We start from the raw sequence: 21,877 nt of genomic DNA on the forward strand, positions 1-21,877 counted from the left end.
AGTTGTGAACGGATGTAAACAACATGTAAACAGATCCGGAAGCCACTTCCTTATCTGCACCGGATCTGATGTAATCCACTCGAAAGCATAGGTGGAGAGGACGGCCTGCAAGGGCTGCTATGCAGATGACAGCTGATGACCGTTGCGACGGCGGGCTGCAAACCGGTCCGCACAACTTGGCCGGAATAGCGGTCTCGTATCTTGAAAAACGCCAGGACGTACTTGTCGATCGTTCGATCGAGATTGCAAAGCTGAATGGTTATGCGCCGTTCACGACAACCATTCGTGCGGCCTGGGTTTCAGCCGTATTGAGCATCACGGAGTGTCTCGGCAATTATCTTGCAATCGCCGAGACGGACGCAACCGGCCCGATGGCAACGCTCGACTACAAGTCGGATCCTCGCTTCACCCGCATGCGCAAGATTGCGCGTCAGCACCGCTCGCTGGGTATAACACTGCCGATGTATATCGGCCTCTTCAAGCACTTCCGAAATCTCTATGTTTCCATGCTTGAGGACCTGCCGGCCAAATTCCATCCGCAGGTGACCAATCGTGTCCGCGACTTTTTTGACGAGACCGAACTCAGCATTACCGCCGACTGGACCAACTCGAACGAAAACGTGCGACTGCGCGAACTTCAGGAACGTGCAAGAGCGATGTCGCTCGACAAGGATCGTTATTTTGCGGTTTTCGAAAGCCTGCGAAATCCGGCATTTCTTCTCGACAAGTCACAGAATTTACTGAATGCGAACAAGGCTGCTGCAGAATTGTTTCTGGGTGATGCCGAGGCAGGTGAGATTGTCTATCTGCGCTCCATGAGCGAGCGGAAAAGTTCCTTGCAGACCGTTATCGGCCAGATCAAGGCCGCTGCCACGGAGCATGACCAGTCGGTCTGGCTCGAGACGCTGAACGGGACCCGCTGCTTCGACGTTCGCAGGCGGGCACTTCACGACGCTGTCGAGAACATCAAGATCGGGCACGTGGTTCTGTTGAATGACGTCACGCAACACCGGCGAGCAGCGGAACTTGCGCAGCAGTCCGAACGGGGAATGTCGCGCTTCCTCGCAACAATGAGCCATGAAATTCGCACACCTCTTCACAGTGTGCTCGGAGCAACTGAATTGCTGCGGACCGCGGACAATGACAGTGCCGATGATTTCCTCGATGTCATCGAGGCGGCCGGCCAGACCCTGTTGCAGACCCTCAACAATGTTCTGGACTATTCCAAATGCGGCAATGGACCGCCTCCATCGCGGCCCATCGCGATTGATCTCAAGCACACGCTCGGTGAATTTGAACGGATTGCCACCGTTCGGCGCACCCGAAGTACTTCGCACCTGGATTTCAATGTCGTGCCCGAGTTGCCGGCCGCCATCAAGATCGACTGGGCAATGACGCAACAGGTGCTGAGCAACCTTGTCTCCAATGCCATGCGGGTCGACGACGGTCGCGGTGTCAGGGTCAACGTTTCGGAGGCAACCGGCAAAGGCGGCGGGACCTTGCTGCGATTTGAGATCCGCGACCATGGCCCCGGCCTCTCCGCTGACGATGGGGAGGCGCTCTTCCGGCCATTTGAACGAACCAGTGCAAGAGATACGGGAAACGGAGGCACCGGCCTCGGGTTGGCGATCGCACATCATCTCGTCCAGGCCATGGGAGGCGAAATAGGTTACGAAAATCGCGACGTGGGTGCCTTGCTCTGGTTTGAATTGCCGTTCGAGGTATGCGCCGCACCTGTTGCGAAAAATGAAGGGATTTCGCCCTCGGTTGAAGCGCTTCCGCATTTTGCACGCCGCTGTCTGCTCGTTGACGATGATCCGATTGGCAGCACGGTGACGAAACGTTTGCTCGAGCGTCTGGGCTTTCAGGTCGACCTTGCCGCCTCGGTGCATGATGCCAACCGACTCGCCCGGTCATCCGAATATGCCGTCTTCGTGGTCGACTACATTCTGCCTGACGGCGATGGACCGTCGCTGGTCGACAAATTGCGGCAGAATGCGCGCGCACAAGCACGCTATGTCGCTTTGACGGCCAATGTCGAAGCGCTTGAAGGCAACAACGACCTCAGTCAACGCTTTCACCGCATCCTGGCCAAGCCGGCCGACCTCCAGACACTTTCGGCAGCATTGCTGGTTCCAGCGCAGTCATCCGGTTCGACCGCCTCGACCGGCAAGGCAGCACCGAAAGGGAACCTGGATGGGCTGACCCATGATACCGTACGCGCGATGACCGAAGCCTTCCAGGACGCTTGGAACGAGTTCAGATCCGATATCACTTCGGGCAATGACAAGAGGAAATTGGGCCGACAGGCGCATCGGCTCGCAGGAAGCTCGGCCGTTCTTGGATTGCACGAACTGGAAACGCCGCTGCGCGAGCTTGAAAGACGCTGTCAGGAACCCGCCGGCGACACTGAAATCGAACCCCTGGTTGGTCGGCTCGATCTGGATTTGCCAAAGCTGGCAACCTGGGTTGAGCTAAGAAAGTCGGTCGGCTTCTCATGACCCTCGGCACCTACCAGACTCCAGTTCGCCACCACCAGAAAATTCTCGGCTCCGTGCTTTGCGTCGATGACGATCCGGTCGTTCAATTGATGCTGGGGGACATCGTGCGGATTGCCGGTGGCGACTACCACAAGGCTGACTGCGCGCGGACCGCCGAAGACATGCTCGGTCAAAGCCGCTTCGACCTGATCCTTCTGGATCGCAAGCTGCCCGATAGTGACGGCTTGCTGCTCCTGCGCACGATCAAACAGAGCAGCGACTGCCCTGTTATCGTGCTGACCTCGATGAACGAGGATCACGACAAGATCCTCGGTCTGGGGCTTGGCGCTGAAGAATACGTCACCAAACCCTTCAGTCCCGGTGAACTCAGCAGCAGGGTGCGCTCACTTCTTGTACAGCGGCTTGAAAAGCAGCGTCAGACGCATCTGGATCCGATTTCGCTTGGCAGGCTGTTCTTCCAGGCTGGAACGAGATTGCTTCGTGTCGATACTGCCGAAGTCTACCTGCCCCCGGCGGAGTCTCGCCTTTTACATGCCTTTCTGCTCGAACCAGGCGTCCCGCAGAGCCGAGACGACCTCACAAGATATGTTTGTGGCAGGGACTGGACCGCCGGGGATCGTACTGTTGACGTTCTGGTTGCAAGATTGCGGCGACGGATCCCACCAGGCACGGCGAAAATCGTCACAATTCACCGGTTCGGCTATGTGCTCAACCGGATTGATTAAAGCCTTGCAGCAGGACCCGTTGCAAGACCGGAACCTTTGGTCAAGCGCTGCTGTTTTTTGCAAATAGGTGGATCGCAGCGCAGCAACCAAAAACACACTTGAATCTTGAGATGCTTCCGTTTGGACGGGCGCCGGTCAGGAGCCGACTTGAAGTCAAATCAGTAGATTTCCGACAAACGAAGGCAACCCGACGAAAATTGGCTAACGAACACCTTGCCGGGACTGGACCTGTACATTTCGGTTCAGACGTGCCCAGTACGGTCATCCGCTGGGTGCGGTCAGGAATTCACTCCTCCGAAATCTGGAGTTCTGCCACAAAGTCATAAGCATCGCCGCGATACACGGATCGTGTGAATTCAACAACTTGACCAGTAGTTTGATAGGAAACCCGTTCGATCTTCAATCCTGCGGAACCGATCGGGATCTTCAGAATTTCCGCGTCGACCGCCTCCAGGCATCTTGCGGAAATGCGCTGAATGGCACGAACCGGTTGCATGCCTGTTGACCGCAAGACGGCATAGAGCGATGAGGACACTTTTTCAGGGTTCGGCAGGATTTTTTCCGACAGCGACGCCCTTTCAATCGCCATTGGAATACCGTCGGCCTTTCGCAAGCGCTCAACCCTTGCAACTCTCTCTCCCGAACTCAGCCCGAGCGCGAAAATTTCTTCCGGGGATGCAGGAAACAGCCCGCGTTGCAACCATTCACTGCTGGCCGCCAACCCGCGTCGCGCCATGTCTTCGCTGAATGATGTCAGGCTGGAAAGACGTTGTTCGACCTTCCGGACCCTGGGCGCGACAAAGGAGCCGCTACCGCGCTTCTGGACTACGGTCCGGTCCTCCACCAATCCGGCAACGGCCTTGCGGACGGTTACCCGGGACAGGTCCGTGATCACCGCAATTTCACGCTCTGACGGCAGCGGTTCATTCTCTTTCAGCACTCCCTCGTCGATTGCCAGTTGAATGCGCCGCCGCAATTGCAGGTACCGCGGACCACGGGACCCCGTCTGCCAGTCACCGTTTTCCAACATGGAAATGAAGTCATTCATGGAGCGAGGCACCTCGGGTAAAGAAAACAATACCTTTCAGATACCAATTAAAGCTCTCCTTTTTCTGAAAAGCAAGCATCAAAACTTTGACCGGGGCGCAGTATCTGTCATTCAGGCGCTCGGACGTCATCAGCATGCTTCACTGCTGTCCATCAATTGATCGTCCTGACGCATAGCAATTGTCTGGATAAAAACTTTTCTGGAAACAATACCCTGAAAGCCGTTGTACTGACTTGCCGTGCTCGAATTCATCGGCAAATTTTTCTTTTTTGTCGCCAACCAGAACGCCTGCTTCCGTGTCTTGTATTTGAAATCGACTGTAAGGCACGATTTGCGAATTTGTTCGCAAGGCCACGGAGTACGGCGCGCAGATCTATTGAAATGCGAGGTTCAAATCTCTTTCCAAACGCTCCGAATGCGTTCCACGTTCGCGAGCCATTTCGTTAAAAAGACGATGCCAATTATTTTTTTGGTTTACTCTGAGACTGATTGGTTGCATTTTGGTATTATAGAAAAATGCTAAGGTCTACAACCAGGGGCGTTTGAACATGCGATGATCACCTGTCTTGATATCGACAAACCCTTTATTCGCCGCGACAATTCGCAAGGGCACGGCACGGTTCGGAAAATCCGCCCTGCCGCATCCATGGCAATGGTTGGACACGGGTTGTTTCTGACAATTGAGTGCTGCATCGAAAAAGGCAGCGCTCAAACGCCAATGTCGCTGATCAAGGCAAATGATGACGGCTCCTGTGACGCCGATGTTGCCGTTTCTGCCCGCCTGAACAATCGTCCGTTTCAACATCGACCCGAACTGGTGTGTGGCCTTCCGGGTCGCATCATCAACGATGCCGGTGTTATCGCGCGCACCAGGTCCGGACCTGAAAACGGGCCCGTTGCCGATCTCAGTTTCGCGGCCCTGATGCCAAAGCAAGTTTTTCGAAATACCATTGCCCCTTGTCTGGAGACCGCAGGATGAGAACCGGATATGTCGGCCTCGGCGCGCGCATCGCCAATGTCAGCAACTGCTTGCAGAACGTCTCGAGCGAGATCGATCCCTGCGCCTATGTTGATCCCTCACCCGCCGGTTTGAAGCACGTTGAAGCCAGGAGTGGAAACACGCTCACGGCGTATGATGATCTAGAGGGCATGTTGCGCCTTGAAAATCTCGATCTGCTGATGATCGGATCACCCAATTTCATGCACATGGATCACCTCAGAGCAGCACTGAAATCCGACGTCCGCTACATTTTTTGCGAAAAACCGATCGTCACGAGCGAGGCTGAAACCTTTGAACTGCTCGAGCTGATGAAGGCTCATGATGGAGCCAGGCGGGTTCTGGTCGGTCTGGTGCTTCGGTATTCACCGCTTTACGCGGAACTGAAGAAGAGCCTTGCCGCCGGCCAGATCGGAAAAGTCGTTTCCATTGAAGCCGCAGAACATATCGGCCCGTATCATGGCTCGTTTTTCATGCGGGACTGGCGCCGGTACGAAAAGAATTCCGGCGGGTTCATGCTGGAAAAATGCTGTCACGACCTCGATCTGTATCAGGGAGTTGTTGGCGCCAGACCCCGCTTCGTTTCAAGTTTCGGCGGACGCAAGAGTTTTGTTCCGGAAAACAGGCCGGACCAGGATCACAGCTTTCCCGCACCCGAAATCCGGGACCGCGTCGACCCCTTTACACCCCGCTGGGGGGGCGGCAACGCGGACTTCGATTCCGACGGCGACCTGATCGACTACCAGACTGCCCTGATTGAATACGAGGACGGCGCAAACCTGTGCTTCCACACCAACATGTACGTGCCGGATGAGTTCCGCAGGTTTGCGGTCATGGGCACCAAGGGAATGGCCGAAGGCGATTTCATTCGCAACTTTTTCAAGGTCCACGACGCCCTCACGTCAAAATGCCTTGTCGATATATCGGAACTGCCGGGAGAGCGCGAAGGACACTATGGCGCGGACGACGGAATGGCCCGCGACCTCAACCATTACTTCAAGATGGGAGGCGGTCTGCCGGTCGATGTTATGGACGCGCTCGAAGCCGGACTGACTGCGATCAAACTGGATGAAGCGCGCCGTGCTCGATCGGTCCTGGACCTCACCGAAACCTGGCAGCAATTCGACAGCTACGGGCTGACTTAAGGAGCACCCATGGCACATACGGCAAAGCAGAAAGACTATTTTCCATATCTGTTGCTGGTTCCGGCGACACTCGTGATGGTGTCGATAGTGGCGTATCCGCTGATCGAGACATTCAGGCTGTCCTTCACCAACACGGGCATGAGCCAGAACTATGAATATGTCGGGTTGGCGAACTACGAGAAAATCATGTCCCGGCGTTTCCCGGAAGTGATCGCCCGCACATTCTACTGGATGGGTCTTTCAGTCGCGCTGAAAATGCTGATTGGAACACTCGGTGCTGTTCTGCTGAATGCGATGGTGCCCGGAAGGGCTTTGTTTCGTATTCTGGTGATGCCCCCATGGGTCATTCCGATTGCCATCGGTGTCTTCATCTGGGGCTGGATGTATAATGGGCAGTTCGGCATGCTCTCGGGCATGGCGCAGCGCATCGGCATTCTTGACGCGCCCTTCGAGTTCCTGGCCTACAAGAATTCTGCCTTCATGGCGACGATTGTCACTGACGTGTGGATCGGTGTGCCGATGGTTACGCTTTACCTTTTGGCCGCCATGCAGTCTATCTCAAGAGATCTTTACGAGGCAGCATGGGTCGACGGTGCGTCCCGGTTCTACCGGTTCCGGCGTATCACGCTTCCGCTCATCATTCCCTCGATTGCCACAATGGCCCTTCTGTCCGCAATCGCGACGTTCAATTCCTTCGACATCATCTGGATTCTGACGGAAGGTGGTCCACGCGGGGCCACGACCACGATGATCATCGACACCTACAAGACCGCTATCAGCCGGTTCAAGTATGGTGAAGGCGCTGCCCGGACTGTCATGATCGTGTTGTTCCTCGGCTCCTTCACATTCGTCTATTTCGTGCTGCTCTCGCGCCTTGCCAAAAGGAGCCCTAACAATGCTGCATAAGTATCGCTGGTACGAATATGTGCTGATCTATTGTGGGCTGGCGGTCTTCCTGACGTTTGTGCTGGCGCCGTTTGTCGAGGCATTTGTCGTGTCACTTCGCCCGCTCAGCGGCCTGTTTTCCATTCCCTACAGGTTCATAACGGATGACATGAGCTTCGAGGCCTATTTCTCCATGTGGAAGAATGTGCCGCTGCTGTGGCGCTACATGCTCAATTCGTTCTTTATCGCGACCGTGGTAACCATCCTCGGTCTGCTGTGCATCATTCCGGCCGCTTATGCGTTCGCCCGGTTCGAGTTTCCGGCCCGCAATTCGCTTCTCGGGGTCTTCATTGCGGTGAACATGTTCTCGGGGGCTGTCCTGATCATCCCGCTGTTCAAGCTGATGCAGCAATACGGGCTCCTGAACACCTATTTTGCGATGATTGCACCCGGAACGGCCTTTGTGATCCCGACAGGCATCTGGCTGTTGCGCTCTTATCTGGTGCGCATTCCGAAGGAGCTGGAAGAGGCGGCCTGGGTTGATGGCGCGGGCAAGATATACACCCTCGTTCGGGTGATCATTCCAGTCGCATTGCCCGGGATCGTGGTTGTCACGATTACCGCCTTCATCACGGCCTATGCTCAACAATTCATCTACGCGCTGACTTTCAATTCCGTGAACGAGCTGAACCCGCTGCCGGTCGGCCTGTTCCAATTCTTCGGACGCCAATCGGTTGTCTGGAACGAACTCATGGCCGCCAGCCTCGTGGGCATCCTGCCCGTGCTGTTCGTCTATGTGTTCCTGCAACGCTACATCGTCGCCGGGCTCACGGCAGGCGCTGTCAAGGAATAACAACAAGAAAAACCAACCAGAAAGGGAAACAGATGACACTAAAATCAGTGCTTTTGGGCGGAGCTTTCGCCCTGACCCTTGCAACCGCTGCCCAGGCGGAAGACAAGGTCATTCACATGATCAATTGCGGCGACAACACCGGGGCCGGTATTCCACTCCAGGAACAGCTGATCAGCGATTGGGAAGCTGCGAATTCAGGCTACAAGGTCCAGGTCGAATTCGTGCCCTGGGGCCAGTGTCAGGAAAAATCGACAACACTTGCCAGCGCGGGCAATCCTCCGGCGGTCGCCTACATGGGCTCGCGCACGCTGAAGCAGCTTGCCGCGAACGACCTCATCATTCCTGTCGACATGACCGAGGAAGAAAAGGCGACCTATGCACCGCCTATACTTGGCACGATTACTGCGAACGGCAAGCAGTGGGGTCTTCCGCGCGCCTTCTCCACCAAGGCTCTTTACTGGAACAAGGACCTCTTTAAGGAAGCTGGGCTCGATCCGGAAGCTCCCCCGAAGACCTGGGATGAAATGTATAACGCCGCCAAGATGATCAAGGACAAAACCGACGCAGACGGCTTCGGTCTGGCGGCAGCATCCTTCGACAACACCATGCACCAGTTCATGAACTACGTGTATACGAACGGGGGCGAAGTCATCAACGCGGACGGAGAAATCGTCTTCAATTCTCCCAACAATGTCGAAGCTCTTGATTTCTATGGAAAGATGGCCAGCGTCTCACAACCAGGTCCGGTTGCCTATGATCGCGCAAAACTGCGCCCGCTGTTCTCCGAAGGCAAAATCGGCATGTTCATCTCCGGCCCGTGGGAGCGGGTACGCGTGAAGGACGTCAACTGGGGCGTGGCACCACTCCCGCACGGACCGAGCGGTGGCGCAGGCACTCTGTTGATCACAGACTCCCTTGCAGTGTTCAAGGGATCGGGTGTCGAGGATCAGGCCCTGTCGCTGGCCAAGCTCCTGACCAATCCGGAAAACCAGATGGCGTTCGAAATCGCCGAAGGTTACACGCCGCTGCGCGACATGCCGCAGGTCGCGGAAATCCTGCAGGAAGATCCGACCTGGAAAGCCTTCCTGGACGCCATCCCGACCGGTGGCCCAGAGCCGTTTGTAACTGACTACGTCGGGCTCCAGGACACGATCAACGAAGCTGTTCAAGGTGTTGTCCTTGGCGAGGTCGAAGCTGCGGAAGCAGTCGAGATCGCCGCTGAGCAACTTGAGGAATTCAAGTAACACCTTGAGCACTGACCGGGCCCCTGTTTTCCCACGACAGGGGCCCGGCCACCTCTTGTAATAAGGAATGACCATGGGCGAGTTGCAGCTGCGCGACGTGTATAAAAACTATGGCCAGATGGAAGTCATCAAGGGCGTTGATCTCGATGTGGATCATGGCGAATTCATCGTCTTTGTCGGGCCGTCCGGATGCGGGAAATCGACCCTGCTGCGCATGATTGCAGGGCTTGAGGAAATTACAGGCGGTGATATCACGATCGACAGCAAGATCGTGAACAACCTGCCGCCCGTCAAACGCGGCATCGCCATGGTGTTTCAGTCCTATGCGCTTTACCCGCATATGAGCGTTTATGAGAACATCGCGTTTCCCCTTCGGGTCGAACGCCTGTCCAACGACAAGGTCGAGGAAAAGGTCAACGCCGCAGCCGGCATTCTTCAGCTGACCGAGCGTCTGAAGCACAAGCCGGGCGAATTGTCAGGCGGGCAACGTCAGCGTGTCGCGATCGGTCGTGCCATCGTCCGTGAACCATCCGTATTCCTGTTCGACGAACCGCTTTCCAATCTCGACGCGGCCCTGCGGGCCGAAATGCGCGTCGAGCTGGCGAAGCTTCACAACAACCTCGATGCGACCATGATCTATGTTACCCATGATCAGGTCGAAGCCATGACCATGGCAGACCGGATCGTGGTGCTGGACCATGGCATCATCTCGCAGGTCGGGACACCGCTTGAACTTTATCACAAGCCGCAGAACCTGTTTGTCGCGGGTTTTATCGGTAACCCGAAAATGAATTTCATCACTGTCACGGGCAAACAGGCTGACGAGACCGGGATTGTGGTCACCCTCCCCTCCGGCCAGGATCTCGATGTCAAGGTTTTGCCACGAGACGACATAGTCGGCCGATCCTTCACACTTGGTATTCGGCCGGAAGATCTGACCCTGAAACAGGCCGATGCGACCATTGAAATCACACCCAGCGTCGTGGAACATCTGGGCATACACACCGTAACCTACAGCTCGGTGGAAGGTGCCAGCAATACGTTCTGCGCCCTGCTGCCCGGTTCAGCTCCGGCAAAAGTCGGTGCGTCGATTTCCATGGGTCTGAATGGCGCAGACTGCCACTTGTTTGATGAAAACGGCCTTGCATTTGACCGGCGACTGGCGGTGTCAACGCTTGATCCGGCTGAAATGCATCTTTGAAAACCAACCGAAATGAGCAAAAACGGCCTGCTTGAAGGCGGCCGTTTCTGTCTGAACTACAAAGAGGCGGGCAAGTCCTCTGGAGGACTAGACGACTTGCCCACGGGCGGCGACATGCTCAATACGCGTCACCACGCCGTCCCGGTGAAACACCAGTTTGTCAAACATGTTGGAGACCACACAGGTGTGATTGGGGATGATCCGTATTCTTTCCCCAACCTCCGGTTTGCGGTCTGTTTTGCTCAAATCCACCACGGCATGTTCTTCGCTCAACCCGGCAATTGAAGCATCCGGGTACTCAACGATCAGCCCGTGATCGGAAAAACCCAGCAAATCGGAGGTCAGCGCCTTCGAACCGGCGTCGAGAACAGCACGTGTTTCCGTCGGCCGAGAAACCACCGTCGCAAGAACATGCATCGCGCAATCGTCAAAATCGCACATGCCTGCGCGCACCATGGAACGATCATTGAAGATGTAGGTGCCGGCCCTGTGTTCTGTCGCACTGGAAACCAAATCAGAATCATAGAGGCTTGGCGATCCGGCGTGTGAGACCACGGCGCACTGAAGTCCGGATTGATTCAGAAGCTTTATAGTCTCCGAGAAAAACGCCTCGACGGCAGCTTCGGAGCCAGGTTTTGGATAGGTCAGCAAGCCATGGAATGTCAAACCTGCGCACCTGTCTATCTGTTGCGACAGTTCGAGCGCCGCATCCGGCGTCTGGACGCCGTTCCGACCAGCACCGGTATCGCACTCCACCAGGACCTTCAGCGGCTGATCTTCTGAAAAAGTATCCGCAAGTCCATCCACGACGACCTTGTTGTCTGCGACAACCTGCAAGTTCACCCGGGCATGTAGTGCCTTCAACTGCTCCAGCCGCGTCTTTCCGAGCATGTTGAAGGTAATCAGAATGTCGGTGAAACCCGCGTCGGCAAAGACTTCGGCTTCGCTGACCTTCTGACAGTTGATACCATTTGCACCAGCTGCGACCTGTTGCGACGCCAGCGCCGGGATCTTGTGCGTTTTGATATGTGGTCTGAAGTTTCGTCCGATCCGGTCGAAATACTCCTGAGCGACCGAAATATTTGTTTCCATGACGGTTTCGTCGATCACGGCAACTGGTGTCAGCAAATCATGAATGGAAAGTCCGACTGTCATTACTCACCTTCCCGGTTTGCCTGCAATATAAAGCCTGTCTGCCGTCACACTTGCATGGCCAGGATCGCCTTCACAAATTGGCCAGATATCACGAGGCGCCTTTTTGTAAGGCGTTTTACGCGGATCTTTCGGATACGGGCCTCCCGCAGAACAATAAAGGATCAGCGGGCTCACTTTCGCGAAAGACTGATGAAAGTGATTGGTGGATTTCACGACCAGGATCTTCCTGTCTTCGGGAGTGATCCCGAAATTGCGAAACAGGCTGATGTCGAAACACTGGGCCCGGGTCGAGTTCAGGATAATCTCGACGCCCGCCACCCTGATCAGGCTTGCATCACCGATCGGAACAACACTTTCACCGAAACTTTGTTCAGCGTTTCTGATGTTGCGGATCACGACGGTTTCCGCGTCGACCGGATCGCCGGTATCCGGCGCCGATTTCGCCCCGAAGCGCAATTGCATGCGGGCGCCCTCGCCCGCGGCATGACACAACTGCACCGCCACGGGGTCCCAGATAGACCCGAAGGCAATGTTGCTCAGTTGCCGATCGAGAGCTTCCCGCAACAGAACCGTCGCATCACCAGCGGTTCCGCCTCCAGGATTATCCCACATGTCAGCGATTGTTACCGGACCGCCATCAAACTCAAGAGCGCGATCAAAGGCTTCGGCAGGATCAAGCTCGACGCTGCGAACCTTTCCGCGCATCGCGTAAAGCGTCTCTCCCAACTCTCGCGTGATGGCTGCTCCGAGAGCCTTGTCGTTGTCCGTGACAGCCAGGACTTTCGTGCCCATCTCCGGAACGTCACCTGCCATGAAACCATGAATGACGGAAAGAGACAGGAGACCGGGTGTCTCTTCTTCCCTCTTGATCATGCCGTCGACGAATGCGCGCATCGGTTGGCTGGAAGTCGGGAAAACCTCGATCATTTTTGGATCATGGACACTCATGACCGGTGTGACGGCTCCGGCAACCGTTTGTCCGGCAATCTTCCAGGCATCGACGGCCCGGTCAACGAAGTCGGTATGCGGAAATTCCTTGAACGCGATCAGCGCATCAGTGGCGGCAACACGCTTCGCCGTCAAGTGACTGTGCGGGTCGATTGTCGCGACAATCGGGGTGTCTTCGCCGACGATAGTGCGTGCCCGTTCAAGAAAGTCCCCCTCCGGATCGTCATAGCCATCGGCAACCATCGCCCCGTGAAGTCCGAGAACGAGAATGTCAAACGGTCCCTGTGTCCGGATCTGATCGAGAATTTCGTCGCGCAGGCTTTCAAAGGTGGCTCTGGCGACAAGGCCGGCCGGATCAGCCCAGGCTGCGGTTCCCTCGACCAGATCCCAATTGTTTTCCTGCGCAAACCGCCTGCCTTCCGTAATCACGGCCGAACACAGGGTCGGCGTATCGGGGTGCTCACCCGGCCGGGCCAGAAGAGACGCCCTGAAGGCTTTCATATCAACACGGATCGGAGAAAACGTGTTGGTTTCGGTTGCAAGAACAGCGGTGAATGCGCGCGGCGGAGCCATTATCAGGACACGGCTCCGAGTGGATTGGGCAAATACCCCGTGAAACTGCAGATTTTCCAGGACCCGTCACGGCGGACGCAATAGTAAAGGGTCTGCCAAAGCAGACGATCTTCACCGCCATCGACCTTCCTGATTTGTCCGTCGAATTTTTTCCGCGCAATCGCGCGGTCACCATTGATTTCAATGTCGGTCAGCTGTGTGGCACTGAAAATCGCAGCCCTGGCATCTTCGGCAAACTCGGTCTGTGCGAAGTCCCGTGCCTGGCACAACCATTCAGAGCGATAAGTCGCAAGATCGGGAAATCCGAGTGCCCAGTCGTCCGGGTTCGACTGTTTTTTTGCATCCACACCGAAAAATGCATCTTCATCGAAATCTCCAGCGACCATGGACCAGTCTTCGGACACGAATGCATCGATATCGCGCGAAACCAGCATGTCCCATATTTTCGCACGATCTGCGTCCACCTCGGCAAAAGGGTTACGTTGACTATCGATTTCATTGCGCATTGCGGAAACCATTTTCATTTTGACGGTTGCATTTTCGGAAATATAAGAGTGAAATAAAACCAATGTCAAACCACTATGTAAATCATTTTCAGAAACGGAGTCCAACATGACCATCAAACGCTATGGGGCCGAAAAGTCCGGCGCCGGGGGACAGAACCTGCCCTTTGCCCGCGCGGTGGAGGCCGATGGCTGGCTTCATGTGTCTGGCCAAGTCCCCATGAAGGATGGCGAAATCGTCGGCGGCGGCATCGTTGAGCAAACGCACCTGACGATCAAGAATGTCATCTCCATCCTGGAAGAGGCCGGTTATGGACTTGAACATGTGGTGCGGGTCGGAGTGTGGCTCGACGATCCCAGAGACTTCTGGTCATTCAACGGCGTTTACAAGGACTATTTCGGCGAACACCCGCCGGCTCGCGCCTGTGTGCAAGCCACGATGATGGTCGATTGCAAGGTCGAAATCGACTGCATAGCTTACAAGAAGCCGGACTGATCAAATGCGGGATATTCTGTCCGTATTGCAGGAAGTGGAACCGGATCTTTCCAAGTCGGAACGCATTCTGGCAACACTCCTGCGCAGCGAGGCAAATTTTATTGTCAATGCGGGCATCACCGAAGTCGCCGAGCGCGCTGGTGTTTCCCCACCGACAGTAACCCGCTTCTCCCGGCGCCTGGGCTGTGACAGCTTTACCGCCTTCAAGGTCCAGGTTGCCAAGGTTGCTTTTGCCGGGTCCCGATACCTGACTGCAAAGACATCTTCTGTGGCCCCTGTGGATGTAGCTGACAGTTTGCTGGCGCAGCTTCAGGAAGCAGCTGCAAAAACACGGGAAACGCTGGACATCGATGCGGCTTCCAGGGCCGCTGACATGATCGGCGACGCCGGGCTGGTTGCCGCCTTCGGAGCCGGCGGAACGTCCTCGATGATCGCAAACGAAATGCAGAACCGTCTGTTCCGGCTTGGGTTGCGAACCATCAGCGTGACAGATCATGCGATGCAGTTGATGCAAGCCGCGACCCTGCGTCAGGGCGACGTCATTGTCGCCTCCTCCGTTTCCGGACTGAATGATCAACTCGTCCGGGCACTTGAAGCGGGAAAAACATACGGCGCCAGGATAATCGCGCTGACGCGCCCGGGCCGGCCCGTTTCGGACCTGGCAGATATCACGATCGGGATCGACTTGCCGGAGGGTGAGAACATTCTGCGCCCCAGCACGAGCCGATATGCCTACCTTTATGCCACCGATCTGCTGGCGACCTTCGTTGCCATGAAACTGGGTGACGAATCCAGGGAAAGCCTGAGACGCGTCAAACACCAGCTCAGCAATTCTCGCGACGTAGATGACAAGGAAGTTCTCGGTGACTGATGAGAATATTGACCCGGTTGCCATTGTCACCGGCGCTGCCGGCGATATTGGAGCTGCAATTGTAGCCCGGCTGTCAGCGACGCACAAAGTAGCTGCAATCGACCTGGATGCGGACGCTCTGTCTGCTGCAGTTGCACGTCTTGGGGTCAGTGGCTCGAAGGTAACATCGATCCGTTGTGACCTCACGAAACCGGACGAACTTGCGCGCGCGGCCGACGAAGCAGCTGATTTGGGCCCGGTAAACATTCTGGTCAACAATGCCGGTGCAGCCAGGGCCCTGTCCCTTCATGCCATGACCATGGACACCTTGTCTCATGACCTGTCGTTGAACCTCGAAGCGGCTCTCAACTGTTTCAAGTCGTTTGAAAAACCCCTCGTCGAGAGCGGCTCGGGCAATGTTGTAAATATTGCTTCGGTGAATGGGCTTTCAGCGTTCGGCCATCCTGCTTACAGCGCAGCCAAGGCCGGTCTCATCCACGCGACAAAAGCGATTGCGGTCGAGTACGGCAAATACGGACTGAGAGCCAACGCGGTTGCTCCCGGCACGGTCAAGACGCAAGCCTGGAAAGCACGCGAGGCGGCCAATCCGGGTGTCTTCGACGAGGCCTTGAGCTGGTATCCCTTCAAGCTCCTGCCTGAACCGGACGATATTGCTGCTGCAGTAGCCTTTCTCGTCAGTCCGGCAGCCCGTTGCATCACGGGGGCGTGCCTCCCCGTCGACAGCGGTCTTACCGCCGGATCAACGGCCCTGCCGCGAACCTTTACACAATCAGCAGACTTTGACGGATCCTGAAAAATGACCAGTTTAGTTCTCGACAGTTTTTACCGGCCGGCCGAAACCCTTAAGGATGCCCGTCTCGAACTTGCACTGACCAATGTCGGCTCAAAGCCGCTCAAAGCCTTCTCTCTCGCCTATACCGCACTAACCCGCGCCAGCGCGGAAGCTGTTCTTGAAAATGCGGATAGCTTCAGGCGCGTCGCGAACTTCCATGAAATCGCACCTGTCAAAGGGTTGGAGCTGCAGCCGGGAGAAAGCTGGCGGTTTGCCATCAAGGGACTGGTCAATCCCGCAAGACATCGGCTCGATGGTCCCAAATCCGGATATGTCACTGCAAACGGCAACATCATGGAAGTCCAGTGTACTGACCTGAAGGCCCCGGTGGAACTGATCACTGGCGACCGAAAGATCCTTCCCGACGGACGGGCAACGGATCCGCTGCACATCGTGCCCTGGCCTCAATCTGTTGAAATCGATGCGTATCGGGATGATGTGTCGGGTTTTCACATCGCGACCACGACACCAGAGGACCTGGCGGCAGCCTCCAGGATAAATGCCCTCTCCGCCCGCCTGTTTTCAAATGCACCCCTTCCGTTCCTTTTCACGGAATCCCCGAACCTGTTGACGCTGGAATTTCATGAAGATCCGCGACTGGCAAATGATGGCTACACCCTGGACTGGTCAGCTCGATCCGTCACACTTCGCCATGGCGGTGCCGTCGGACGCGACTACGGCCTGACGGTGCTGGCTCAAATCTCCTATGGCGTTTACTGCGCGCCGGAGCGCTTCAAGTTTCCGATGACGGGAACAATTGCCGACGCACCGCGCTTTGCCTGGCGTGGCACGCATCTGGATGTCTCGCGCCACTTCAGAGACGCCAAAGACGTGAAGCGGTTGCTGGATATCCTTGCCTGGTGCCGGATGAATGTCTTTCAGTGGCATCTGACTGACGATGAAGGCTGGCGCCTCGAAATCAGGGCCTATCCGGAGCTGACCACGAAAGGATCACGGCGTGGTCCGGGAACCATGCAGGAGTCGCAACTCGGATTTGCTTCTGAAAGCTATGGCGGATTTTATACGCAGGAAGACGTGCGAGAAGTTGTGGCGCATGCTGCAGGTCTCAACATTGATGTCCTTCCCGAAATCGATATCCCCGGCCATTGCACGGCGGTCCTGAAAACCTACCCCTACATGGCGGACCAGGCCGAACCTCCGGAGAGCTATCACTCCATTCAGGGCTACCCCAACAATGCGCTCAATCCGGCTATGGATGAGACTTATGGTTTTCTTGAAAAGGTCTTTGCTGAAATGGCGGACCTGTTTCCCTTCGAATTTGTCCACATCGGCGGGGATGAGGTCGACGACAGGTCCTGGCTGTCGTCACCGAAAGTGCAACGCCTCATGGAAGAGCGCGGCCTGGGAGACACCATGGAAGTGCAGGCCTATTTTATGGGCCGGGTCAGGGGCATTTTGAAAAGTCTCGGAAAGAACCTGGCCGGCTGGGACGAAGTCTCCCATGGTGGTGGCATCGACCCCGATGGCGTCCTGCTGATGGCGTGGCAGAAACAGGAAGTGACAAGAGAGCTCATCGAACAGGGCTACGAGGTCATTTGCACGCCGGGACAGAATTACTACATGGACATGGTTCAGGGTACTTGCTGGCAGGAACCGGGTGCAAGCTGGGCCGGAGTTGCAACACCCGAGGAAACATATGCCTATGAACCCGCAGCCGGACTTTCCAGCGCAGGCAAGGATCTTCTCCGCGGCGTCCAGGCCTGCATCTGGTGCGAACACATGACGAGCAATGAAATCTTTAATCACATGGTTTTTCCGAGGCTCTTTGCGGTCGCCGAAGCCGGTTGGACGCAGCCCGAAAACAAGGACTGGCAACGGTTTGCATACCAGAGTGCGCTGTTTCCTGCGCTTTGAATGCAAACGGGAGACCGGAAGATGAAGATAGCCGTCGGGGGCATTCACACCGAGTGCAGCACCTATTCTCCCCTGTACCAGGAAATCCAAGACTTTGACGTCGTCAGAGGCACCCAACTGCTCGAGCACGCAGGACTGGGCAAGGACCGTTTTCCCGATGCCACCTTCTGTCCCCTGTTTCACGCCCGTTCGATCCCGGGCGGGCCTGTGTCCACCGGCTGCTACCTGACTTTCAAATCCGGGTTTCTGGCAGAGTTGCAGGCGTCCCTTCCCGTCGATGGCGTGTTGCTGATCATGCATGGTGCGATGCATGTGCCCGATATCGGCGACCCGGAGGGCGACTGGATCTCCGCGGTGCGGGAAGTCGTCGGACCGGAAGTGCCAATTGCCGTCAGCTATGACCTGCACGGAAATGTCACTCAGAAGATCATCGATCAGATCGACATTTTCTGTGCCTATAGAACCGCGCCGCATATCGATGTCAGGGAAACCCATTTGCGTGCCGCAGACAACCTAGTTGACCAGCTCGCAGGCGGACCTCGAAGAACTGTTGTCTGGGCAGCCATACCGGTTCTTCTTCCCGGAGAACGAACCAGTACGGAAGACGAGCCGGTAAAATCGATCTACCGGGAGCTTCCGCGCTACGACACGCAACAAGGCATCGCCGACGCAAATCTGATGATCGGATACGTCTGGGCCGACACCCGCAGGGCAACGGCTGCCGCCGTCGTAACAGGAACTGAAGCCGACAAGGCGGCTTTGGTCGCACAGGAGATCGCAGCCAGGTACTGGGCGGCACGAAATGATCTTGATTTTGGTGTTCCGACAATGCCGTTGCCTGATTGCCTGGACGACGCCGACCGCGCGGAAACTTTTCCCTTCATACTGGCCGACAGCGGAGACAATCCGACAGGCGGCGGCGTAGGCGATCGCACCGATATCCTCAAGGCCTGGCTGGACCGTGGATTGACCGGGGCTGTCTTTGCGGGGATTGCTGACCCCGGCGCCACGGTGAAGGCCTGGGAAGCGTTCGAAGGCGATGTCCTCAGCCTGGATATCGGCGGCTCATTCGGCAGCGATTGCCCGCGATTGACGATCAGCGCGGTCGTCGGAAAAAAGGTGGGTACAAAACCCGGTCGAAACAGGGAGGTGCTGATCCATGTTTCCGAAAACTCAGTCATCCTGACGGAACGCCGTCGTCCGTTTCACAACATTGTCGATTTGACGCGGTTCGGCATCGATCCGGCGCTGACCAGATACCTGATTGTCAAGTCCGGCTATCTGTCACCTGAACTTGCCCCGCTGGCCAACCCCGCCCGCATGGCGCTCACCGACGGAGCAGTCAACCAGGACATTTCCGCATTGAAAAACGAAAACAGGATCAATCCGACATATCCTTTCCAGACCAACTTCGACTGGCATCCAAAGTCACTGTTTTCAAGGCGTCTCATTGTGAAATAGGCGCCGCGCAGGGTCTGTGACCGGGACCTATTGATTGATCCGGAACAAGACTGCAGCAGCAAGGGACATGGCTGACATGAAGGTGCGGGCAAAGCGGTCAAGTCGGATTTCGAGAGCCCGCCAGTTCTTCGGTATCGCGAGCACGTTTTGAGTTTATGACGCTGCTTGTGCAGCATCCTTGATTTGTGCTTGGCGCTGTCCGGTTTGATCCTGGCAGGATGCGGGCATTGATCTTGCGGGCATTCAAACCGATCCGGAACGCTTGGTTGCCGTCATCTTTGTTGCCAATCTGGACCATGGCGCTCGGCAGGCCGGTAAGATCAGCTCGGCTCCCACAAGATCCGGTGGCCGGCCTTCGATCAGGCAGAGAACAGGCCTTCGCTGTGGGCGAACAATCACGTCGCTATGGACGCTGCCGCCGTCGGTGGCGTGTGTTGGGCATCGCTCCATTGCCTCGGAGACCGACCGTAAATGCGTTTGAATTCCCGGCTGAACTGAGATGCGCTCACGTATCCCACTTCCATGGCTGCCTCACTCACGGTCATGCCCCCGGAAATTTTCATTGCGGCGTTGTTGAGACGCATCGACTTCACGAACTGGATGGGTGACATCGTCGTTGCCTGTTTGAACTTGCGGTGAAACACGGCACGGCTCATGCCCGCGCGTTTGGCCATTTCGTCTATGGAGATCGGCGCGTTCAAATTTGCTGAAACATGCGCAATGGATCGAGCGATTGTATTGCCGACACCAAATGCCTGTCTTGCAAAACGTCCTGCCTCGCCTTTCAGGACAGCATAATAAAGTTCTCTCAGCCGAGTGTCCCCAAGCACAGCCGTATCCGTTTCACTATCGCCCAATTCCAGCAGCCGAAACAGCGCGTCCGAGAAGGCCCCATCCCAACCAGCGAGCCTGATCCCGAACGAATTCGGGCTCCCCTTGGCAGTCGGAATTACGCCACCTGCGTTTTCCATTTCGATGGCAAGTTCGCTCATCACGCGCGGATTCAAGGAGATGAAAACACCGAAGAGAGGATTTTGCGCGGACGCTGCTGGTGTTCCTGCCGTCACCGGCATGGACGTGGGACAACACAGATATTGGGTGTTGTCATAGACGTACCGCTTGCCGTCCAGCACGGCTTCTTTGCTCCCGCTCGCGATGGCCACGACACAGGGTTCATAGACCGCAGGAGCACAAGGCACCGGCTGTGTTGCGCGGAACAGCTTCACACCCGTCACACCGGTTTCCACGAGGCCGTCATCGTGGATTCTACCTTCGATGAGTTGCCTGACCTGTTCTTGTTTCATGCGGCCAGGTTAGTTCTTCAATGTCTATTCTTGCAACTGGTTTGATACAATTAGGCAATAATTCGCGACAATTTCGTCTGTTTTTGCGCCAAACAGAGAGTTATCTACAGTTTCAAGGCAGAGCCGCATATCGCTCGATACCTCAGTCGATGCCGAAAGGAACAGGAAGATGGCAGACACCCAATTCGGCCCAGATGGCTGGACGCCCGGACGCCTCGGCTCACTTGCCGGAAAGACCTACCTGATTACCGGAGCCAATGCCGGTGCAGGATTTCAGGCATCCCGGATCCTCTTGTCGAAGGGCGCAAAGGTGGTGATGCTCAACCGCAGCACCGGAAAATCGATCGCCGCTATCGATGAACTGAAAGAGGAATTCGGCGCAGCCGCCGACGTGAGCTTTGTCCGCATGGACCTGGCCGAGCTTGCGAGCGTGCGCGAAGCCGCAGCACAGGTGTTGAGAACTGTCCCACAGGTAGACGCACTGATCTGTAACGCCGCGATTGCGCAGGTGCCCAAACAGAAGCTCACCAAGGACGGCTTCGAAAGCCAGCTTGGCACCAACCACTACGGACATTTCCTCTTGTGCGGAATGCTCTTCGGTCGCATCGAAGACAGCAAAGGGAGGATCGTCGTCGTTGCCAGCCTTGGCTACAAGATGGGGATAAGGACAATCCAGTTCGACGACATGAACTGGGACAAGAACTATCGCGCCAATTCGGCTTACAGCCAAAGCAAGCTGGCACAGATGATGTTTGCATTTGAACTGCAAGACCGGGTCAAGGCGGCAGACAAAAACGTCGAGGTTTATGTCTGCCATCCCGGGTCATCCGCAACGTCGCTCATCAAAACCAGCGGCAGCCTCGCCTCCAGAACCCTGTTTGGGCTCATGTCGTTGTCGCCATTGGTTCAATCGGCTGAAAAAGGTGCCTATCCGGAGGTGATGTGCGCCACCGAGAATGGCCTGGAGCAGCGGGCACTCTACGGCCCTACGGGTCGCATGGAGTGGGTCGGTCCGGTTGGCAAAGGCACGCTGGAACCCTATGCCTGCGACAAGTCCGTACTGGCAAGGCTCTGGCTCAGGTCAGAGAATGAAACAGGGTTCAGTTGGTGCTTGTGAGCGAAAGACGGGCAACGATCTGCCGGCATTTGATGTTCTTGTTTGGCTTGGCGCCTTCCCTGTGAATTTTCCCGGTCGAAAAGTGATATCAGTGGCTGACTTTTGCCTGCAAACTGGTGTATGTTTACGTTAACATCGGAGAG

At 56.1% G+C, this 21,877-nt stretch carries 19 protein-coding genes; 14 read left to right on the top strand and 5 right to left on the bottom strand.

Annotation, left to right across the window (positions count from 1 at the left end):
* Nucleotides 1-125: 125 nt before the first annotated feature.
* Together ACO6TI_RS29450 and ACO6TI_RS29455 are read left to right on the top strand one after the other, a co-directional pair.
* Nucleotides 126-2,501 carry an ATP-binding protein gene (locus ACO6TI_RS29450; RefSeq protein WP_422383908.1) on the top strand — a complete coding sequence of 792 codons (2,376 nt, stop codon included), beginning with the start codon at nucleotides 126-128 and terminating at the stop codon, nucleotides 2,499-2,501.
* Nucleotides 2,498-3,226 carry a response regulator transcription factor gene (locus ACO6TI_RS29455; protein WP_422383909.1) on the top strand — a complete coding sequence of 243 codons (729 nt, stop codon included), beginning with the start codon at nucleotides 2,498-2,500 and terminating at the stop codon, nucleotides 3,224-3,226. Before ACO6TI_RS29450 ends, ACO6TI_RS29455 begins: the two co-directional genes overlap by 4 nt.
* Nucleotides 3,227-3,512: 286 nt before the next feature.
* On the opposite strand, the gene ACO6TI_RS29460 is transcribed toward ACO6TI_RS29455, so the two are convergent.
* Nucleotides 3,513-4,274 (bottom strand): GntR family transcriptional regulator, encoded by a 762-nt coding sequence (locus ACO6TI_RS29460; RefSeq protein WP_104701214.1) that lies wholly within the window; start codon nucleotides 4,272-4,274, stop codon nucleotides 3,513-3,515.
* A 553-nt stretch (nucleotides 4,275-4,827) separates the two neighbouring features.
* Here ACO6TI_RS29460 and ACO6TI_RS29465 point away from each other — a divergent pair.
* The 6 genes from ACO6TI_RS29465 (at nucleotide 4,828) to ACO6TI_RS29490 (ending at nucleotide 10,599) form a co-directional block, all read left to right on the top strand.
* Nucleotides 4,828-5,253 carry a hypothetical protein gene (locus tag ACO6TI_RS29465; protein ID WP_422383910.1) on the top strand — a complete coding sequence of 142 codons (426 nt, stop codon included), beginning with the start codon at nucleotides 4,828-4,830 and terminating at the stop codon, nucleotides 5,251-5,253.
* Nucleotides 5,250-6,416, top strand: coding sequence for a Gfo/Idh/MocA family protein (locus ACO6TI_RS29470; RefSeq protein WP_108874188.1), 1,167 nt, complete (start codon nucleotides 5,250-5,252; stop codon nucleotides 6,414-6,416). The genes ACO6TI_RS29465 and ACO6TI_RS29470 overlap by 4 nt, the downstream gene beginning before the upstream one ends.
* Before the next feature lie 9 nt (nucleotides 6,417-6,425).
* Entirely contained in the window at nucleotides 6,426-7,322 is an 897-nt protein-coding gene (locus tag ACO6TI_RS29475; RefSeq protein ID WP_055391670.1) for a carbohydrate ABC transporter permease, read from the top strand.
* Nucleotides 7,312-8,154, top strand: coding sequence for a carbohydrate ABC transporter permease (locus ACO6TI_RS29480; RefSeq protein ID WP_055391671.1), 843 nt, complete (start codon nucleotides 7,312-7,314; stop codon nucleotides 8,152-8,154). The genes ACO6TI_RS29475 and ACO6TI_RS29480 overlap by 11 nt, the downstream gene beginning before the upstream one ends.
* A gap of 32 nt (nucleotides 8,155-8,186) precedes the next feature.
* Nucleotides 8,187-9,398: an ABC transporter substrate-binding protein gene (locus ACO6TI_RS29485; RefSeq protein WP_055391672.1), complete on the top strand. Its 1,212-nt coding sequence runs from the start codon at nucleotides 8,187-8,189 to the stop codon at nucleotides 9,396-9,398.
* 73 nt (nucleotides 9,399-9,471) lie between these two features.
* A complete protein-coding gene (locus ACO6TI_RS29490; protein ID WP_422383911.1) occupies nucleotides 9,472-10,599 on the top strand; it encodes an ABC transporter ATP-binding protein in 1,128 nt (375 codons plus the stop codon).
* Nucleotides 10,600-10,686: 87 nt separating this feature from the next.
* On the opposite strand, the gene ACO6TI_RS29495 is transcribed toward ACO6TI_RS29490, so the two are convergent.
* Genes ACO6TI_RS29495 through ACO6TI_RS29505 form a run of 3 tightly spaced genes read right to left on the bottom strand, consistent with a single transcriptional unit; the run spans nucleotide 10,687 to nucleotide 13,799 of the window.
* Entirely contained in the window at nucleotides 10,687-11,754 is a 1,068-nt protein-coding gene (locus ACO6TI_RS29495) for a D-TA family PLP-dependent enzyme (protein ID WP_422383912.1), read from the bottom strand.
* Nucleotides 11,755-11,757: 3 nt separating this feature from the next.
* Nucleotides 11,758-13,275 (bottom strand): M81 family metallopeptidase, encoded by a 1,518-nt coding sequence (locus ACO6TI_RS29500; RefSeq protein WP_422383913.1) that lies wholly within the window; start codon nucleotides 13,273-13,275, stop codon nucleotides 11,758-11,760.
* Between the two features lie 2 nt (nucleotides 13,276-13,277).
* Nucleotides 13,278-13,799, bottom strand: a complete 522-nt coding sequence (locus tag ACO6TI_RS29505) for a hypothetical protein (RefSeq protein WP_422383914.1) — start codon at nucleotides 13,797-13,799, stop codon at nucleotides 13,278-13,280.
* A gap of 88 nt (nucleotides 13,800-13,887) precedes the next feature.
* Between ACO6TI_RS29505 and ACO6TI_RS29510 the strand changes: the two genes are divergently transcribed.
* Genes ACO6TI_RS29510 through ACO6TI_RS29530 form a run of 5 tightly spaced genes read left to right on the top strand, consistent with a single transcriptional unit; the run spans nucleotide 13,888 to nucleotide 19,313 of the window.
* A complete protein-coding gene (locus ACO6TI_RS29510) occupies nucleotides 13,888-14,274 on the top strand; it encodes a RidA family protein (protein ID WP_055391676.1) in 387 nt (128 codons plus the stop codon).
* Nucleotides 14,275-14,278: 4 nt separating this feature from the next.
* Nucleotides 14,279-15,145: a MurR/RpiR family transcriptional regulator gene (locus ACO6TI_RS29515; RefSeq protein WP_055391677.1), complete on the top strand. Its 867-nt coding sequence runs from the start codon at nucleotides 14,279-14,281 to the stop codon at nucleotides 15,143-15,145.
* Complete coding sequence (locus ACO6TI_RS29520; RefSeq protein WP_422383915.1) at nucleotides 15,138-15,938, top strand: SDR family oxidoreductase; 801 nt, start codon at nucleotides 15,138-15,140, stop codon at nucleotides 15,936-15,938. Before ACO6TI_RS29515 ends, ACO6TI_RS29520 begins: the two co-directional genes overlap by 8 nt.
* A gap of 3 nt (nucleotides 15,939-15,941) precedes the next feature.
* Nucleotides 15,942-17,852 carry a beta-N-acetylhexosaminidase gene (locus tag ACO6TI_RS29525; protein WP_422383916.1) on the top strand — a complete coding sequence of 637 codons (1,911 nt, stop codon included), beginning with the start codon at nucleotides 15,942-15,944 and terminating at the stop codon, nucleotides 17,850-17,852.
* A 21-nt stretch (nucleotides 17,853-17,873) separates the two neighbouring features.
* On the top strand, nucleotides 17,874-19,313 hold the full coding sequence (locus ACO6TI_RS29530) for a M81 family metallopeptidase (RefSeq protein WP_422383917.1): 1,440 nt from the start codon (nucleotides 17,874-17,876) through the stop codon (nucleotides 19,311-19,313).
* Nucleotides 19,314-19,708: 395 nt separating this feature from the next.
* On the opposite strand, the gene ACO6TI_RS29535 is transcribed toward ACO6TI_RS29530, so the two are convergent.
* On the bottom strand, nucleotides 19,709-20,617 hold the full coding sequence (locus tag ACO6TI_RS29535; protein WP_422383918.1) for an AraC family transcriptional regulator: 909 nt from the start codon (nucleotides 20,615-20,617) through the stop codon (nucleotides 19,709-19,711).
* 169 nt (nucleotides 20,618-20,786) lie between these two features.
* On the opposite strand from ACO6TI_RS29535, the gene ACO6TI_RS29540 reads away from it, so the two are divergent.
* Nucleotides 20,787-21,734, top strand: coding sequence for an SDR family oxidoreductase (locus tag ACO6TI_RS29540; protein WP_422383919.1), 948 nt, complete (start codon nucleotides 20,787-20,789; stop codon nucleotides 21,732-21,734).
* The last annotated feature ends 143 nt before the right edge of the window (nucleotides 21,735-21,877 follow it).

The organism is Roseibium album, assembly GCF_965233825.1.
Taxonomy (GTDB): Bacteria; Pseudomonadota; Alphaproteobacteria; order Rhizobiales; family Stappiaceae; genus Roseibium; species Roseibium album.